This is a genomic window from Mucilaginibacter lutimaris (assembly GCF_042676625.1).
In the GTDB taxonomy this organism is placed as follows: domain Bacteria; phylum Bacteroidota; class Bacteroidia; order Sphingobacteriales; family Sphingobacteriaceae; genus Mucilaginibacter; species Mucilaginibacter lutimaris.
On sequence record NZ_JBHTIA010000007.1, the window covers coordinates 35,352 to 52,031 of the forward strand.

17 protein-coding genes are annotated in these 16,680 nt (G+C 44.2%); 9 read left to right on the plus strand and 8 right to left on the minus strand.

Annotated elements, in window-relative coordinates:
• Nucleotides 1-166 precede the first annotated feature (166 nt).
• Together ACFQZI_RS10670 and ACFQZI_RS10675 are read right to left on the minus strand one after the other, a co-directional pair.
• Nucleotides 167-2,185: a M56 family metallopeptidase gene (locus ACFQZI_RS10670; RefSeq protein WP_377142332.1), complete on the minus strand. Its 2,019-nt coding sequence runs from the start codon at nucleotides 2,183-2,185 to the stop codon at nucleotides 167-169.
• Between the two features lie 5 nt (nucleotides 2,186-2,190).
• Nucleotides 2,191-2,553 carry a BlaI/MecI/CopY family transcriptional regulator gene (locus ACFQZI_RS10675; protein ID WP_377142335.1) on the minus strand — a complete coding sequence of 121 codons (363 nt, stop codon included), beginning with the start codon at nucleotides 2,551-2,553 and terminating at the stop codon, nucleotides 2,191-2,193.
• 223 nt (nucleotides 2,554-2,776) lie between these two features.
• On the opposite strand from ACFQZI_RS10675, the gene ACFQZI_RS10680 reads away from it, so the two are divergent.
• Both ACFQZI_RS10680 and ACFQZI_RS10685 read left to right on the plus strand, forming a co-directional pair.
• Entirely contained in the window at nucleotides 2,777-3,622 is an 846-nt protein-coding gene (locus ACFQZI_RS10680) for an SDR family oxidoreductase (protein WP_377142338.1), read from the plus strand.
• 81 nt (nucleotides 3,623-3,703) lie between these two features.
• Complete coding sequence (locus ACFQZI_RS10685) at nucleotides 3,704-4,255, plus strand: c-type cytochrome (RefSeq protein WP_377142340.1); 552 nt, start codon at nucleotides 3,704-3,706, stop codon at nucleotides 4,253-4,255.
• Between the two features lie 686 nt (nucleotides 4,256-4,941).
• On the opposite strand, the gene ACFQZI_RS10690 is transcribed toward ACFQZI_RS10685, so the two are convergent.
• The gene (locus ACFQZI_RS10690; RefSeq protein WP_377142343.1) at nucleotides 4,942-6,156 is read right to left on the minus strand and encodes a BaiN/RdsA family NAD(P)/FAD-dependent oxidoreductase; all 1,215 of its coding nucleotides are present in this window, start codon (nucleotides 6,154-6,156) and stop codon (nucleotides 4,942-4,944) included.
• On the opposite strand from ACFQZI_RS10690, the gene ACFQZI_RS10695 reads away from it, so the two are divergent.
• The 3 genes from ACFQZI_RS10695 (at nucleotide 6,155) to accC (ending at nucleotide 9,081) form a co-directional block, all read left to right on the plus strand.
• Nucleotides 6,155-6,775 carry an NADH-quinone oxidoreductase subunit A gene (locus tag ACFQZI_RS10695; protein WP_377142345.1) on the plus strand — a complete coding sequence of 207 codons (621 nt, stop codon included), beginning with the start codon at nucleotides 6,155-6,157 and terminating at the stop codon, nucleotides 6,773-6,775. The two genes, ACFQZI_RS10690 and ACFQZI_RS10695, sit on opposite strands and share 2 nt — an antisense overlap.
• Nucleotides 6,765-7,259, plus strand: coding sequence for an NADH-quinone oxidoreductase subunit B (locus ACFQZI_RS10700; protein ID WP_377142348.1), 495 nt, complete (start codon nucleotides 6,765-6,767; stop codon nucleotides 7,257-7,259). The genes ACFQZI_RS10695 and ACFQZI_RS10700 overlap by 11 nt, the downstream gene beginning before the upstream one ends.
• A 346-nt stretch (nucleotides 7,260-7,605) precedes the next feature.
• Complete coding sequence (gene accC / locus ACFQZI_RS10705; protein WP_377142350.1) at nucleotides 7,606-9,081, plus strand: acetyl-CoA carboxylase biotin carboxylase subunit; 1,476 nt, start codon at nucleotides 7,606-7,608, stop codon at nucleotides 9,079-9,081.
• A 76-nt stretch (nucleotides 9,082-9,157) separates the two neighbouring features.
• Here accC and ACFQZI_RS10710 read toward each other — a convergent pair whose 3' ends face one another.
• Nucleotides 9,158-9,613: an NUDIX domain-containing protein gene (locus ACFQZI_RS10710; protein ID WP_377142352.1), complete on the minus strand. Its 456-nt coding sequence runs from the start codon at nucleotides 9,611-9,613 to the stop codon at nucleotides 9,158-9,160.
• Between the two features lie 90 nt (nucleotides 9,614-9,703).
• On the opposite strand from ACFQZI_RS10710, the gene ACFQZI_RS10715 reads away from it, so the two are divergent.
• The 3 genes from ACFQZI_RS10715 (at nucleotide 9,704) to ACFQZI_RS10725 (ending at nucleotide 11,796) form a co-directional block, all read left to right on the plus strand.
• On the plus strand, nucleotides 9,704-10,201 hold the full coding sequence (locus tag ACFQZI_RS10715; protein WP_377142354.1) for an SRPBCC family protein: 498 nt from the start codon (nucleotides 9,704-9,706) through the stop codon (nucleotides 10,199-10,201).
• Nucleotides 10,202-10,354: 153 nt separating this feature from the next.
• Complete coding sequence (locus ACFQZI_RS10720; RefSeq protein WP_377142356.1) at nucleotides 10,355-11,101, plus strand: hypothetical protein; 747 nt, start codon at nucleotides 10,355-10,357, stop codon at nucleotides 11,099-11,101.
• Nucleotides 11,102-11,211: 110 nt separating this feature from the next.
• The gene (locus ACFQZI_RS10725) at nucleotides 11,212-11,796 is read left to right on the plus strand and encodes a riboflavin synthase (protein ID WP_377142358.1); all 585 of its coding nucleotides are present in this window, start codon (nucleotides 11,212-11,214) and stop codon (nucleotides 11,794-11,796) included.
• 119 nt (nucleotides 11,797-11,915) lie between these two features.
• Here the strand turns inward: ACFQZI_RS10725 and ACFQZI_RS10730 are convergent, their stop codons facing one another.
• Nucleotides 11,916-13,064 carry a tetratricopeptide repeat protein gene (locus tag ACFQZI_RS10730; protein WP_377142360.1) on the minus strand — a complete coding sequence of 383 codons (1,149 nt, stop codon included), beginning with the start codon at nucleotides 13,062-13,064 and terminating at the stop codon, nucleotides 11,916-11,918.
• Nucleotides 13,065-13,157: 93 nt separating this feature from the next.
• Between ACFQZI_RS10730 and ACFQZI_RS10735 the strand changes: the two genes are divergently transcribed.
• On the plus strand, nucleotides 13,158-13,448 hold the full coding sequence (locus ACFQZI_RS10735; RefSeq protein ID WP_377142361.1) for a hypothetical protein: 291 nt from the start codon (nucleotides 13,158-13,160) through the stop codon (nucleotides 13,446-13,448).
• A 59-nt stretch (nucleotides 13,449-13,507) separates the two neighbouring features.
• On the opposite strand, the gene ACFQZI_RS10740 is transcribed toward ACFQZI_RS10735, so the two are convergent.
• From ACFQZI_RS10740 to ACFQZI_RS10750, 3 genes are all read right to left on the minus strand, one after another.
• The gene (locus tag ACFQZI_RS10740) at nucleotides 13,508-14,530 is read right to left on the minus strand and encodes an alpha/beta hydrolase family protein (RefSeq protein WP_377142363.1); all 1,023 of its coding nucleotides are present in this window, start codon (nucleotides 14,528-14,530) and stop codon (nucleotides 13,508-13,510) included.
• A 65-nt stretch (nucleotides 14,531-14,595) separates the two neighbouring features.
• A complete protein-coding gene (locus tag ACFQZI_RS10745) occupies nucleotides 14,596-15,183 on the minus strand; it encodes a Crp/Fnr family transcriptional regulator (RefSeq protein WP_377142365.1) in 588 nt (195 codons plus the stop codon).
• Nucleotides 15,184-15,200: 17 nt separating this feature from the next.
• Entirely contained in the window at nucleotides 15,201-16,187 is a 987-nt protein-coding gene (locus ACFQZI_RS10750) for a hypothetical protein (RefSeq protein ID WP_377142367.1), read from the minus strand.
• Nucleotides 16,188-16,680: the final 493 nt, after the last annotated feature.

Genomic DNA, 16,680 nt, shown 5'->3' on the forward strand with positions numbered 1-16,680 from the left:
CCCCGGGAGGGGTTAACAGGCTTAAATATTACAGAAACCCCTCCCTGCCATCGCACTATCCCATCGCACCCCTCCCAAGGGAGGGAATTAAGAGGCATCATAAAAAAAGGCTGACCAGGCTTGCCCCGGTCAACCTTAAAATAGGGTTAACAGCTAACTGATCTTATTATTGTTTCCCTTTTTTGGTGTAGATATAAACCACACCATACTTGGCTTTATCGCCGTATTTCTTAACCGTGTCGGCACTATTGCTGGTGCTCATGCGGTCTATCTCAAATGCCGAAAGCTTTTTCAATTCTTTTTCGCTGGCAACCTTACCGTCAATCACAATAAGCTTGTCAGATATGCGGTCCATGCTGCCAAGCCTAACTGTAGTAGCCATAGGGTAATCAATAACATTTAACCCTGTAGCCTTGTATTTTTTTCCGTAACCGGTAACTACAACATCTTTATCCCGTATGGTTTCAGTATATGTTCCAGTAGCCTTGTATTTTTTTCCATAACCGGTAACTACAACATCTTTATCCGGTATGGTTTCAGTATATGTTCCTGTAGCGCTAAATGTTACCGGCTTACCATTAAATGTGGTCACATTACCGGCTCCATCACTGCGTAGCTTATACTCAACACCTGCAACGCTTTTGGCCGGGTAACTTACACGCACAATTCCCGAGTCTAAAACAATTTCCTTTATCTCGTTTGCCGGAATGGTTGACGCCTTGCCGTGGGCTATGATCTTAACATCTTTTACAGTCCCTTTTAAAGCCGGTAAGCTATTAAAAACAAGATGGTCGCTTCCCGGGCGGGTAATCTGGATGTTGGTTAACTGGCGCCTGCTGCCCAGTTTTTCTGCAAGTACTTTACCTTCCGGCGAATCTTTGGTAGTGACAAATATTACATGCCTGTCGTTTTTAAAAGTATAGGCATCGTTGTTTCCGGGTAATTTCTTTACATCATTAGCCGTCATGATGTTAATGCTTGCAATAGTACCCGGGTCAACTTTTGAGAATACAAGGTTATCTACCTTTTTGCCGTTCAGCACAACATTCATCGAGTCTATCGAGTGGTTCCTGTCGGTATTTATAAATATAGTTTGCTTTCTGCCTGTATCGCTTTTACTGTCCGAATCGGTATGAAAAGTGATGGCATAATTTTCTACGCGCTTAACGGTATCTGCCGGAACTGCTTTAAAAGCGGATTTGGGCTTCTTTGTGGTGTCGTTAAATGTTATGGCTTCTTGAGCGGCTTCTTTTATGGCTATGGTTACGGGCTTTATGGCCACAGCTATTTTATGGGTTATGGGTTTAGCTATCTCAGCTTTAGATAGCGTGAAAACCAACAGCAGTACAACTACAGCAGGTACAACAAAAGCATAGCGCGTAAGTGTAAACCTCGAAGATCTTTTTGCATTCATCATGATTATACGTTTTTTAATGGTTGAAATATTAAAGTGGTTTACAATACCCGGCGTAGTGTTGGCGAAACTTACATTCACCAGGCTGTATTGGTAGGTTTTACTGTCGAAGCCTTTGTTCAGGATCTTGCGGTCGGTTATAAACTCAATGTTTTCGCGAACGGCCTTTTTCATAAGCCAGATGCCGGGGTTAAACCAGTAGAAAATGCTGCTGAGCTCGGCCAGTAAAATATCCAGCGTATGCCAGCCGTTTACGTGCACCTGCTCGTGCAGCAATATGGCTTCGAGGTCGGCAGGGGTGTGGTTGGCGGGGTTTACGTAGATGCTCCTCCAGAAAGAGAATGGCGCGGCCTCGCCGTCTATAACCCTTACGTCGTGCTCGTGGATCTTTGCCGCCCGCGACCTGCGGTGCAACTGAAAAAGCGAGAACAGCTGCATGGCCAGCCTGAAGGCTAAAAAGATAGCGCCTGCCCAAAACACCACCGTTGCCCATTGCCAGTAGTTAGGGTGGCTAAGCGGTTTTACCAAACTTTCTGCCGGTGCCTGCCAGTTCAGCACAACAGTTTGTACGGGTTTGGCAAGTGTTTCGTGGCGCTGGGCAAAATCGCTCAGGTCAATTTTTGGGTACAGGGTGGCAAAAATAATGGCTACCATCAGGTAAACCCGGTTAAGCGTGTAAAAGGTCAGGTGCCTAAGCACCAGGTAGTAGCCCGCGCAAAATAGCAGTAAGGCTATGTTCACTTTAAAAAGAAATACGAATAAGGCAGGCATGATATTTAAGATTTAGGTTTTTCTATCAGGTTAAGGATCTCTTTTAACTCGCTGGCGCTAATCTTTTTTTCGTTGGCGAAGAAAGTAACCAGGTCCTTATACGAGTTTTTAAAGTAGTCGCTTACAAAGCCGCTCATAAAGCGTTTTTTGTATTCTTCCTCTAAAATGGCAGGAGTATAGCGAAACGAGTTGCCCAGCTTTTCGCCGGTTACAAAGCCCTTACGCTCCAGGTTTTTTATGGTTGATGCCAGTGTAGTGTAGGGTGGTTTAGGCTCGGCCATCTGGTCCAGAAAATCCTTTATGAACCCTGTGCCTGCCTGCCATACAGCCTGCATGGCTTCTTCTTCTTGTTGCGATAATTTCTCCATTGCTATCTACGATTATTTCGTAAATATACGACACTTTCGTAATTATCCAAATTGTTTAACAAATATTTAACAAAAATATATACCAGCTTATTTTTAGGTCACTCATACGCTTCATGTAAACCTTTCGTTTTAGTGTGATATACTACGTTGTTCACGTTTGTCTGTTGCGTAAAATGTATTAGTTTTGAATACCAATTAGTTAACAGCGTTATAAATTATTGATATGCCCGTTACCACCACTGTAATAACCGGGGCTACATCCGGTATCGGCAGGGAAACCGCTATTGCGCTTGCCAAAAAAGACCACTCGTTATACCTTTTGGTGCGCGACACCGCGAAAGGTGAGGCCTTAAAACATGAAATTATATTGGCCACAAAAAATAAAAATATATATGTAGTGCCATGCGACCTGGCCGACCTGGACAGTGTGCGCAACGCCGCAGATATTTTGAAAAGCAGCTTACTATCAATTAACGTACTTATAAATAACGCCGGCGGTATTTTTGCCGAACGCCAGGAAAGTAAGAATGGTTTTGAAATGACCTTTGCTGTAAACCACCTCGGGCATTTTTTATTGGTACAATGCCTGTTGCCATTGCTGGAGAAAGGACAGGCGCGTATCATCAATGTAAGTTCTGAAGCGCACCGCATGGCCAAACCCAACTTTAACGATTTGCAATGGACCAAGCGCCCATACTCGGCATGGAAGGCATACGGTACAGCCAAGTTATTTAATATATACTTTACCCGCTCGTTGGCTATTAAATATGGGCCAAAGGGTATAAATGCTTTTGCCCTGCACCCGGGTTTGGTAAATACCGGCTTTGGCACAGGGCTTACGGGTATAGGCAAACTGCTTATGGCGCTGGCCAGGCCGTTCATGATATCGGCAGAAACCGGCGCCCAAACTACCATTTACCTGGCTTTGGCCACCCGAATAGACGCCAAAAGCGGCAAGTATTTTAAAAACCGCGAGGTGGTTTCTGCCTCAACCGCTGCAACTAACCAAGTAGGCCGCGACAGGCTATGGGATTTGAGTTTAGGATTGGTAGAACCATACTTAAACTAACATTCGTAATATTTTTGTGGCGTGTTGCAGTATTAGTATAATTACTTTAGTTTAGAGGTTTAAACACAGGCTTACACAATTATGACAATTAGCAAAAAATTACTGGTAACTATAGGTCTTTTATCGGCTGTGGCATTTATGGCAATGGTACCGGCAGATAAAAAACCAGATGACGAGAAATTTAAGAACCTTAAGGTTTTACCAAAAAATATCTCTAAAGAAGAAATGCATAAAGTAATGGAGGAGTGGGAGCACGCTTTAGGCGCACGCTGTAGCTTTTGCCATGTACGTAACGAGGATACCAAAAAAATGGATTTTGCCGCCGATGGTAAACCCGAAAAAGATATGGCCCGCGAGATGTACAAAATGACGCAGGAAATCAACAAAAAATATTTCCACGCCGGTAAAGACAGTACCGGGGTTATTTTAGAGAGCAGTGTTAACTGTTACAGCTGCCACCGCGGCGTATCGCACCCCGAGGTTGTAAGGGCATCAGAATTGCCACGCCAGCCACGCCCTGCACCTGCACCGGGCCAGCCGGGTTGGGCACCAGGCGCGTCGCCTGCACCGGGTACAGCACCAGGCACGCCGCCTCCGCCGCCACCAGCTCCGCCTGTTGAAAAGAAACAATAGTTGGATTGAGCAAAAAGAGCTTTACAAAGGCTGCAAGGATTTATTCTTTGTGGCCTTTGTGTTTTAAAGATTTTACGCGTTTTTGCAAAGACAAAGCAGTTTCGCTATGTGTAGTAAACGATTAGTTCTTCGTTAGGCGCGGCAGTAGTTTTATTCAAAGTCTGCGGATGTCACTTTTCTTTGCCTTAGCCGCAAAGAAAAGTAACCAAAAGAAAAGGCCAAGTCAAAGCAAAGCTTCCGCCCGCCCTGCCGGTTCTTAACGCTTTCTCCCGCAATCGCGAGTTCGAAAGCTAAACCGTCATTCCCGCTAACTCCCGGCCCGCCCGCTTTGACGTTTGGGCCACCGCTCGTTAAAGTAACGATGGGTATAAACTCATTGCTGCGGTTGCATTCTGAAAATTCAGGTTAAAAATGAGTCTGACGAACCGAACATTAGCTCTCGGCTGCGGCCTTAGTGCGTTGCGGATAGCACAGGCAATGCTTTAGTACACCCTTTAACAGCAACGCAGTACAGCCGCGTGTTTTTTCTTTTGGTACTTTTCTTTTTTGCGACAAAAAAGAAAAGTACATCCACAGGCCTTACAACTTAAAGCGGCCGTTCCTAACGAGCAGTAATTAAATATGCTATAATGCACAAAAATAACCTTTATCGGCACTTCCGGCTTTGCTATTACAAATTTATATCCCTATAAATTTTGCGCGATTACAAAACCGCTGGCCCACGCCCATTGAAAATTGTAACCACCCAGCCAGCCGGTAACATCCACACATTCCCCTCCAAAGAACATGCCGGGTACCTTCTTACTTTCGAGGGTTTTAGATGATAGCTCGTTGGTGTCTACGCCGCCTGTCATTACCTCAGCTTTGTCGTAGCCTTTTGTGCCCGCGGGTTTCACTTTAAATTCGTGCAGTAATATGCTGATGTTTTCTAATTCGGTTTTAGTGAGCGATGCCAGGTTTTTGTCGGCAGGTATGTAATCTACCAACGCCTCGGCGAATTTGCGGGTAAACAAGCCCGACAGGTAGGCCAGCAGCATTTTCTTGCCGTTCTGCTCGCGTTCCTGCAGTATCAGTTCAATAATGTCTTTGCCGGGCAACAGGTCTATGTAGATATGTTCGCCGGGTTTCCAGTAGGAAGATATTTGTAATATGGCCGGGCCGCTTAGTCCCCAATGGGTAAAAAGGATATTTTCTTCAAAGCTTGCCCTGTCGTTCCATACCCGGCAAAATATGCTGTTACCGGATAATTGCTCGTACCATGCCTGATCCTTCCCGGTAATGGTTAACGGCACCAGGGCAGGGGAGGTTTCAGTAACATTCATCCCAAATTTGCGGGCCACGCGTAACCCGAAATCTGTAGCGCCCATTTTTTGGATAGGTAAGCCGCCGCTTGCAATAACAACCTTAGCTGCCAATAATATTTGCTCATTCCCGTTCCGCAAAATGGTTACCTTAAAACCACTATCTGTTTGCTCAACAGCTGTAACCTCGGTATCGCACCAAATTTCCTGTCCCAGATCATTACATAAATTTGTAAAAACATTCACTACATCCTTAGCCTTATCGCTCACCGGGAAGAGTTGTCCAAGCGTTTTTTCTTTCCCTTCAATACCGTACGTCTCAAAAAAGTTTATGGTGTCGTCCACCGTCCACTGCGCCAGTGCCGAGCGGCTAAAATGCTCGTTTTGAGATATGAATTGTTTATGGGTGGCGTAAAGATTAGTGTAATTGCACCTGCCGCCACCGCTTATTAAAATTTTGGCGCCTACTTTATCGTTCTTTTCTAAAACCAAAGTTTGCTTGCCTAAAAAGCCGGCCTGTACCGCGCACATAAGTCCGCAGGCGCCGCCGCCAATAATTATAGCATCAAAAGTTGATTGTTTTGTTAAATTTGCTGTCATGGATGATGTTGCGCAAATATCAGAATTTGGAAAGATACTTATCTTTTTAATTGTAGGCGTTGTGGCAATTGGCGGGTTATTTTTTGTGAACCGCCGGTTATCGCCCCGCAACCCTAATCCCGAAAAGCTGAGCACCTACGAATGTGGCGAGGAGCCAACAGGTAATGCGTGGCTGCCTTTTAATTCCCGCTTTTATGTTATAGCGTTGGTGTTCTTGCTGTTTGATGTGGAGATGGTCTTCGTTTTCCCATGGGCTACTGTTTTTGGCAACCGCGAAATTATTGCAACCGATGCCCGCTGGGGATGGTTCTCGCTGATAGAAATGTTTGTTTTTTTAGGGATATTGATATTGGGCCTGGCCTACGTTTGGATAAAAGGCGACCTTAACTGGATAAAACCAAACGCCACACTGCCGCAAACAGACGCCCGCATACCACAAAGTTTGTATGACGATCTGAATGCAAAACAAGGCCAATTTAAAGTGAAAGAATTTAGCCTGGAGATATCACCGGTTGCTGATACTGCACCTGCCACAGCAACTGCTACTCCTACATCTACTGCCGAAACACGGAAACCCATGTTTAAACCATCATTTAAAAAGCCCGCTAATGACGCCTGACCTGACCAACGAAGCCGGTGGCATTGTAGTCACCAAGATGGATGACCTGCTCAACTGGGCGAGGCTGTCATCGTTATGGCCGCTGAGCTTTGGTATTGCCTGCTGCGCTATAGAAATGATGGGGGCGATGGCATCTACATACGATTTGGATAGGTTTGGGGTGTTCCCGAGGCCGTCGGCAAGGCAATCGGATGTTATTATCATAGCCGGTACCGTTACCTTTAAAATGGCCGAGCGCATCAAGCGCCTGTACGAGCAAATGCCCGATCCTAAATATGTGATCTCTATGGGTTCATGCTCTAATTGCGGCGGGCCATACTGGCAACATGGTTACCATGTGGTTAAAGGTGTTGACAGGGTTATACCGGTGGATGTTTACGTGCAAGGCTGCCCCCCAAGGCCCGAAGCGCTTATTGGCGCTATATTAGAATTGCAGAAGAAGATAGAGAAAGAGCATATAGTTGCGGGCGAGCAACCGGTTTAAGCCGCGTGTTTTTTCTTTGATTCGTTTCTTTTTTGCGACAAAAAAGAAATGAACATCCACTGACGATTAATATACTTCACCCATTGCTAACGGAGAACTAATCAACCTAACCATGCGAGTATGGCTGGCTTGATTAATCGCATTGTCCATGCTTACATTCCTAACCTTTTAATTCAAATAAGTGGTGTCGCAAGTGTGTCAGGATTTTTAGGTTCAAATGTTTGATTATTAATATTTTGCAAATAAACGGCTGGTTGTGCAAACGTGAACGTGAACATTTGTGATCATTTTAAGCCTTTTGAAATGGCATTTCTTTTTTACAGTTAATCCGCTACATTTGTTACCTATGCAAAAAATCCTGGTAGCAAACCGCGGCGAGATCGCTTTACGAGTAATGCGTTCGGCCCGCGAAATGGGCATTAAAACAGTAGCCGTTTATTCTGAGGCCGACCGCAACGCGCTCCACGTGCGTTATGCCGACGAAGCCGTTTTTATCGGTGAGGCGCCATCCAGTCAATCATACCTTGTTAGCGATAAAATAATAGCCGCCTGTAAACAAACGGGGGCCGAGGGCATCCACCCCGGTTATGGTTTTTTGAGCGAAAATGCCGCTTTTGCACGGCAGGTGCGCGAGGCAGGGTTGATATTAATTGGCCCGTCTCCCGAAGCTATGGAAGTGATGGGTAACAAACTATCTGCCAAGGCTGCCGCATTAAAATATAATATCCCCATGGTGCCTGGTACCGAGGAAGCCATAACCGATGTGGCTGAAGCTAAACTTCGCGCTGTGGAAGTAGGTTTCCCTATTCTTATAAAGGCTGCCGCAGGCGGCGGTGGCAAAGGTATGCGCATTGTAGACGGGCCCGATGATTTTGAAGAGCAGATGGGCCTCGCCGTATCCGAAGCTATTTCGGCATTTGGCGATGGCGCTGTGTTTATAGAACGCTATGTATCGTCGCCACGCCATATAGAGATACAGGTTTTGGGCGATACGCATGGCAATATTGTACACTTGTTCGAGCGGGATTGCTCGGTTCAGCGCCGACACCAAAAGGTGGTGGAAGAAGCGCCATCATCTGTTCTTACGCCAGAGATCCGCGAAGCGATGGGTAAATGTGCCGTTAATGTGGCACGTTCTGTTAACTATACCGGTGCAGGCACCGTTGAATTTATTATGGATGAGAAGCTGGACTTCTTTTTCCTGGAAATGAATACCCGCCTGCAGGTTGAACACCCCGTTACCGAACTGATCACCGGCATAGACCTGGTGAAAGAGCAGATAAAAATAGCGCGTGGCGAAGCCATCAGCTTTAAACAAGAAGACTTGAAAATACAAGGCCATGCCATGGAGTTGCGCGTATATGCCGAAGACCCGGCGAATAATTTCCTGCCGGATATTGGCACATTGCAAACCTACGTTACCCCAAAAGGCCCCGGCGTTAGGGTTGATGATGGTTTTGAACAGGGTATGGAGATCCCGATCTACTATGACCCCATGATCGCCAAGCTCATCACCTATGGTAAAGACCGTACCGAGGCCATAGAACGTATGATACGAGCTATTGACGAGTATAGTATTACCGGTATTACTACAACATTGCCATTCGGTAAGTTTGTAATGCAGCACGAGGCATTTACTTCGGGCAACTTTGATACGCACTTTGTAAAAAAATATTTTACTCCCGAATCTTTAGAAACCGGTAATGATGATGAAGCGCTTATCGCGGCCCTGGTAATGGAAAAATTGCTGGCTGCCAAAAAAGTAGCCGTCGCGGAAACATCCGGTTCCGAAGGAAGTAATTGGGTTAGGAACAGGAGGTAGCACCCTCTAAATCTCCCCCGGTAGGGGAGACTTATTAATTTATTGGTCGACGGTTTAACTTCGACTCATTATGGGTTCATAAAAACTCAACTAATTCATCAATTAATCCAATCTGTCCGGGTATGATCTTTATCCTGGCCTCATCTATGGTAAACCAACCGGCCCGGTCAATTTCAGGGAAGCTGGCGCGTTTGCCCGATTTAGGAGGCCATTCTATCTCAAAATTGTTACTTACTATATGCGTGTGGTCTATGTCGCCCTCAACTGCCCAGGCCTGCACCACCTTACCGCTTTTTTGTTTAACAGGTTGCAGTTTAATAAAGTTGCCTGTAATAGGCTGACCAATTTCTTCCTCAAATTCGCGTCGGGCAGCAGCAAGCGGGTCTTCATCGTCCAGGTATTCGCCCTTAGGTACCGACCATGCGCCATCATCCTTTTTCCGGAAGAACGGCCCGCCGGGGTGTACCAGGAAAACCTTTAATATCCCGTCTGTGTGCTTGTATAGTAATATCCCGGCGCTTTGCTTTGGCATAAAATAGTTTTAATGGCAAATTAGCAAAAACACAAAGTATTATGGTTAGTTTTATATCATACATTCCCATGTACATAAACCTTTGTTACTATGGAAGATACCCGCTGGACCAAATTTAAGCTTTGTGGTGATTATAATGTGGATATGCGCAGCCTTTACATGGCCTGGAGCACACCGGCCGGGTTAGAAAAATGGTTTTTGCGCAAAGCCGATTTCTTTACCGTTCCGCAGCGCCTGCGTGGTAACGAAGAACAAATTTCAAAGGAAGATACCTACACCTGGTACTGGCACGGTTATCATAACGACGTAACACAAAAGGGCAGGATACTGGAAGCTAATGGGCACGACCGTATTAAATTCACTTTTACCGGCGATAGTATTGTAACTATTAATTTAAGCACACGGAACGGCTTAACCATAATAGAACTTGAGCAAAGCAACATTCCCCCGGAAGATGACCCGGAAAAAAATCTTTTTGTACAATGCAAGGCAGGATGGACATTTTACTTAACCAACCTAAAATCGGTTATAGAGGGTGGCAGGGACCTGCGTAATAAAAGGGTAGATCTGCCCAGTTGCTTTAAGTAAAGCGCAAATATTTAATTCTTGAGCTATATTTTAACCTTGAATATCTTTATCTGTTTTCGGATCGCCTTATACGCGAAAGTGAAAATAATGTTGCATAAATATTTATTAAACTGCTAATTTTGTGGCAATTAAATACCATTATCACAAAGTATTATGACCACAAAAATTAAATCGATAGCAGCATTATCGATATTAGCTTTAACCGCTTTTTTATACTCGGCCTGTACCAAAGAGACCAAAGTAAATACACCTGTTAATAATGATAAGGCTATAGCCACTTCTATTGCCGTTAACCTTTACAAATCAATAGGCAACACAATTGCAAGCCAAAACGACAAAACGGGCTTACCGGCTGCTTCTGGTGTTCGTAACGGTATAAAGGTTAATGACCTTACCTGCGGCGAACTTATAGAAGTGCCTTACAACAATATCTACACTAAAGGCGACAGCGTTAAAGATGTAATGATAGGCTCAAACAAATATGTAGTTAGCTGTAACGGCAACCAGCCTAATGGCTATACCTACAGCGGTACTTATAAAAACACCGGTTTTAGCCCTTACGCCGTGTATGATAACAGTGTTGACGAGTATTATACACTTAAAGCACTATTACCGGGCTTTGCAAAGATGCAGGTTGATGGTAACCAGGTATCTGTTTACAAGGTTACTACCAAAAAAGACGGCGAGTATATGGAGCAGCACAATAGCTATGTACTAAGCGGTTTAATTATTGACGCAAGCAACAGGCCATTTGACATTACCGCTGGTACTGCAAGCTTTACCTCAAACGGTAACAACGCAGGCAGAGCTTTTAGCTTTACAGGAACTATTCAGTTTTTGGGAAGCCACAAAGCCAAGGTTTCATTCGATGGTAAAACATTCGATATAACTATAGAATAATAATATAAATACACCCCTATACAAGGCGGATAACCCCTAAAGGTATCCGCTTTTTTTATGATGTTAGGATAACATACGGCCTATCTAAATTTATTTACTTTTGCAGCACTATGTTTACAGGAATTATAGAAACTTTAGGTAAAGTAACCGATCTGCGCCACGACCAGGGCAACCTTCACATTACGGTACAATCTGCCATTGTTAATGAATTGAAAATTGATCAGTCTGTTGCGCATAATGGCGTTTGTTTAACTGTTGTGGGATTGACCGATGATACACATACCGTTACCGCCATTGAAGAAACGCTTAACAAAACAAGCCTTGGGCACCTTAAGGTTGGCGAACCTGTAAACCTGGAGCGCTGCATGCAAATGAACGCCCGCTTAGATGGACATATTGTACAGGGCCATGTTGACCAAACCGCTACCTGTACCAAATTTACCGAGCTGGATGGGAGCTGGGAATATACTTTTGAGTATGATGCCTCGGTAGGGAATGTTACAGTTGAAAAAGGTTCTATCTGCGTGAATGGCATCAGCCTAACGGTAGTAAACTCGGGCCCTAATTACTTTTCGGTAGCTATTATACCCTATACTTATGAGCATACCAACCTGCATAATGTACGCGAAGGTTGTGTTGTGAACTTAGAGTTTGATATAATTGGCAAGTACGTTGCAAGATTGATGAACAGGTAAGCATTTGTCGATTCAAGCGTTCTAACGTTCGACGGGTTCACCATGACGCAGTTTGTCGGTCTGAGCTTGTCGAAGACTAATAAAGCGGTAAATGGTTCGATAGGGTCACCAGGACATTTCTATTTACTTAATACTGCTATCCTGCTCTTCGAATAATCTATAAAGCCCTTCTGTTTTTCTATGGGTGGTTTGCCAGCCAAATATTTCTTGTAATATTTAATGGCGCTTTTTTTGTCTTTTAGGTTTGTGTCGTAAACATTCGCCAGAGAATAATAGATCATGGGGGATTCATCAAACTCAAGGCTTTTTTGGTAGGCTGCTATCGCTTTTTTAAACTTATGCAGCTTCTCGTTACTATCAGCCACCTCGCCATAATAAGCGCCGGTGTTAGGTGAGATACCTTCTGTGATGGCCTTCTGCAAATAAAATATAGCCATATTTTGATCTTTGACAGCTTTGTAGGTTAAGCCGGTATAGTAATAGCTGTTTTCACTCTGAGATATTTCTTCAATTCTTAATAATGCATCCAAAGCGCACTCATACTTCTTTATATTGTAATAAGACACCCCAAGCCTGGAAAGAACCGAGCCTGAACGATCTCCGTTATCAACTAATTTTAAACAGGTAGTAATAGTTTCGGGCCATTTCTTTTGAGCATATTGTAACTTCATTAAGCTGTTAAGCAATACAATATTCTCAGGATCGGAGGTTATGGCGGCGGTTAATACCTTTTCGGCTTGCGTTGTAAACTTCATGCTGATGTATATACCGCTCAGGTCTGATGCAACATCCGGCTCGGTAGGGTTGAGGCGGTTGGCGCGTTGTAAATAGGCGATATACATGGTCATATCATTTTTATCGTGGCTGATTGTTGCCAGTTGCTTAAACACCATAAAGTTGGTGCTATCGCGGGCTATAATTCTTTTAAAATAAAGCTCGGCCCTGGCATTATTGCCACGGCGCAGGTTTAGGCTGCCCAAGCTATATAGTACTGGTGTATTGGTAGCATCGATATTATAGATGCGCTGATAATATGCTTCGGCATCTGCCAAACGCCCGGCCATGTTTGATGTATAGGCCAATTGTCCTAAAGTCTTTGTGCTGTTAACAGGTTCGGGATATGTTTTCTTCAGGTAATCGGCAGCCTCGGCAAAGCGCTGATTTTGGTAATAATCCAGCAATAAAGCATCGTCTGCTTTGGTTGTTTGCTGCGCATAGCATACCATTTGGGAAGTAAGCAGGAGGATTAAATAACAGAGAAATTTCATATAACTAAATTATTAGTTATAAATGATAAATGCAAATAATCTTCACTTTGGCACTGTTATGGCTATATGTGTTGTATATAAATTAAGATACCTATGGATAAGATCAGAAAATTTGAATTGATGGAGAAAATCGTCCATGAATTAGAAGACTTAAAGAACAGTAATCAGGCGTTGATACAAAAGATCGCTAAAATAGAGGTAGACAATATTGACCTTGGCAATAAAAGATTAGAAAAAGACCTGCCTGATATGCACCAGCGTGTAGCAGATAACCTTGATACCATTGCCAGCATACTGGAAGATTTTGCAAGCCAGACAGACGAGTACAGCAACAAAAACAATATCACTGCCCTAAAAGAGCAGGAAGAGATAGACAACTTGTAAGCTTAGCATACATATGATGAAGCCTCCGTTTATTCAACGGAGGCTTTTTTTGTTTATAATTACTTCAAACTTTCTTTAAAAAACTTTACCGCCATACCGCCAACCTGTTCGTGTATGGCATGCCTGTCCACTCCGGGGCCATCGTTAAATATGATACCGCCATTTTGCTTTAGATCGCCCAAAGCTTCATTTAGGAAAACGTAATGTGCAGCCTTACCTGGTATAATAAACAATTTAGATTTTGGCATTAACTTATGGTAATGTAGGGCGTTAGTTTTAACAGGCGCAATGCTATCACTTTGCGCACCAATGATATATAAAGGAATATCTACATCCTTAAACTGGCTTGCCTTGGTAAACCCCTGTCCAACAGCCGGGCTCATGCTAAATACCGCTTTAATGCGCTTATCTTTTAAAGGAGGGGCGCTATCAAACGAGGCTTGTATAGCTTTTTCATCCAAAGTATTTATAAGATTAGGGAACTCGGGTATGGCAATTTCCTTAGCGCCGGCGGGTGTGTTGGTGAAATCGTCCATAGCTTTTAGGTCTATCTTGCCGCCGGCGAGGGCAATAACGGTGTAGCCGCCTATAGAAAAACCTGCCGCGCCAATGCGTTTGTTATCAATAACCGCATTAAGTGCTTTGTCTTTTAAAAGCTGTGTTAGCACAAAGGAAACATCCTGCGCACGCTGCCACGGAGTTACAAAGTCGATAGGTATTTTATTATCGTGGGTATTGCCCCAATGGTCTACCGCGGCAACTATAAATCCTTGTTTAACCAACGCATCTGCCAGCCATTCCATGGTTAGGCGCCCGCCGCCTGTACCGTGTGAGATGAGGATGAGGGGTTGTTTACCATTCGGCAGTTTTGCATCCCTAACGGTGGGTTCATGCACAAAGGGAAAGCCTTCTTTTAGTTTTGGCGGCTTGCTTTCGTCAGTTGTAGGGTACCATATCTCGGTGGTTAGTGGCCGGTTGCGGGCGGTATCGTTATATTTAAAGGTTTGTTCGCCAATTAGGGTTTGAGCGAATGTTGTTATGGGCAGCAGTAGAATAGCGATAAGCAGATATCTTAATTTCATTGGTTTTAGATTAAAAACAAAACAAGATATTTTGGATAACAGTAAAATTGATAAATGTCAATAAGTTACTTTTTTGATTTAAGGCGACTAAGCGTTTCCTGGGATATGCCGAGGTAGTCGGCAATGATTTTGGATGGCAGTCTTTGAATTAGGGTAGGCTGGGTTTGTAAAAGCAACTGATAACGCTGTTTGGCATCCATGGTGATGAGGCTTTCGATACGCTTAATAGAGGCAATATAATCCTTTTCGAGGCCTAAGCGGTACTCGTGTTCCCACCCGGGGAAATTGTCTAAAAGATGGTTAAAATCCCGGTGGCTGATGTAAAGTATATCGCTGGGCTCAATACTTTGAATGGCGGCCAATGATGGCTCCTGCAATGTAAAACTTGGGAAAGCGGTACCAAACCTACCTTCGGTAACCAGGAAACGTGTCGATTCTTTGCCGTTAACATCCAGCATAAATATGCGCAGGCAACCCGAGTTTACATAATACAAGTAAGGGTTAACATCCCCGGCATGTAGCAATATCTCGTTCCTCGCAGTAGTTTTATGACGAAACTTGCTGCAAAATAAATCCAGCTGCTCATCACCAAGTTTCATAGTAGCAGTAAGCTGTTGCTTAAGCAAATGGTATGGCGATAACTTGGGCAGCATAACCAAATATAAAGAATCTACTGGTACTGGATATAAATAGGAGATGGCTTTAAGCTTAATACTTCTTTAGGCGTCATCATTCGCTTAGGCGCGTTCTTGATATCGTTTTTGTAGAATAATTTAAAGCCGGTGAACTGTACGGGTTCGTCCGCTACGAAATACTTGTATGTGCCTTTTTTAAGGTCGGGGCCGCCCCAGCCATCCATGTCCATTACAAACTGTACGTTCTTGTTCAGTTTAATATCCTGGTAGTTGGTTACCATACGTTTAGTAAAGCGGTGTACTACAAATATTTTTGGCGGCAGGTTATACTTTTCGCAAAGGCTGCTCAGGTAATTGCTTACATAATTAATGTCTTTAGCATCAAAGGTACCTATCCGTTTGCCGGGCACGCTGCCTTCTTTCATAGAAAATTCCGGGTCGATGCCGAAATGTACGTTGGGCATCTTCAGGTACTTTTCCAATAGCGGCAGCTCTGTTTGTACCGTGCTGAAACCAACCTGGATGTCTAAAAACACCAGCGCGTTAATAGGTTTTGCCATTTCAATAGCCTTATCTATCTGGCTGAATGGCATACGCAGGTTATGTAAGCCATTTCGGCCTGCATCTGCCTGGGCGGTAACGCAAATGTAGTGCAGGGCGGGTTTAACGGGCGTTTCGGGGTCGGCTGCTTCCCAGTTCTTAACCTCGGCTTTAAGTTTAGTGCGCATAACCGACGGCTCATATTCGCCAAGTACCCCCATGTTTTTAGAATACATGTTGCCATAATAAGCTACTACACGGTAAAATGGTAATATGGCCCCGGCTTTTGGGTAAGGCGCTTTTTTAACCGGCCATTTGCCCGTTTTATCGCCACTGGCTAAACGGTTTACCAGCGAGTCGTAACGTGCCGTATCAAGTGCGGCAGGTTTTATGGTGCTGTCTTGCTGAATGGTTTGCGCGGATGCAGTGAGAGATGACGCGGCAAAAGTAACTAATGCCGTAATGCGTAGGATGTTTTTCAAATGCTTATTGTTTGATTGCACAAATAACGCATTTTATGGGAATGGGTTTGGAAAAATAAAAACTTGCTATTGCAAGGTGTGGTAGAAATGTAGCAATCTTTGACAACAGTCAGAGCTTCGCATTTCATTAGGAATGGTTTTGCTTTATGAAGCGTTAGTGGAAGTTCATTTTCTCTGTCTTAGCCACAAAGAAAACGAACCAAAAGAAAAGGCCAAGTCAAAGCGACGCTTCCGCCCACCCTGCCGGTTCTTAACGCTTTCTCCCGCTATCGCGAGTTCGAAGCTAAACCGACATTCCCGCCATATACCCGGCCCGCCCGCTTTGACGTTTAGGCCGACGCTCGTTAGAGAAAAAATCATATCCAGAGAAAGAGCCTGACAAACCCGACGTTACGTTCCTAATGCGGCCTTGGCACATTCGGGTAGTAGTAGCAGAGCATCAGCACTGACTTTAACAGAAGGTGGCACAGCCGCGACTTTTCTTTGGTTCGTT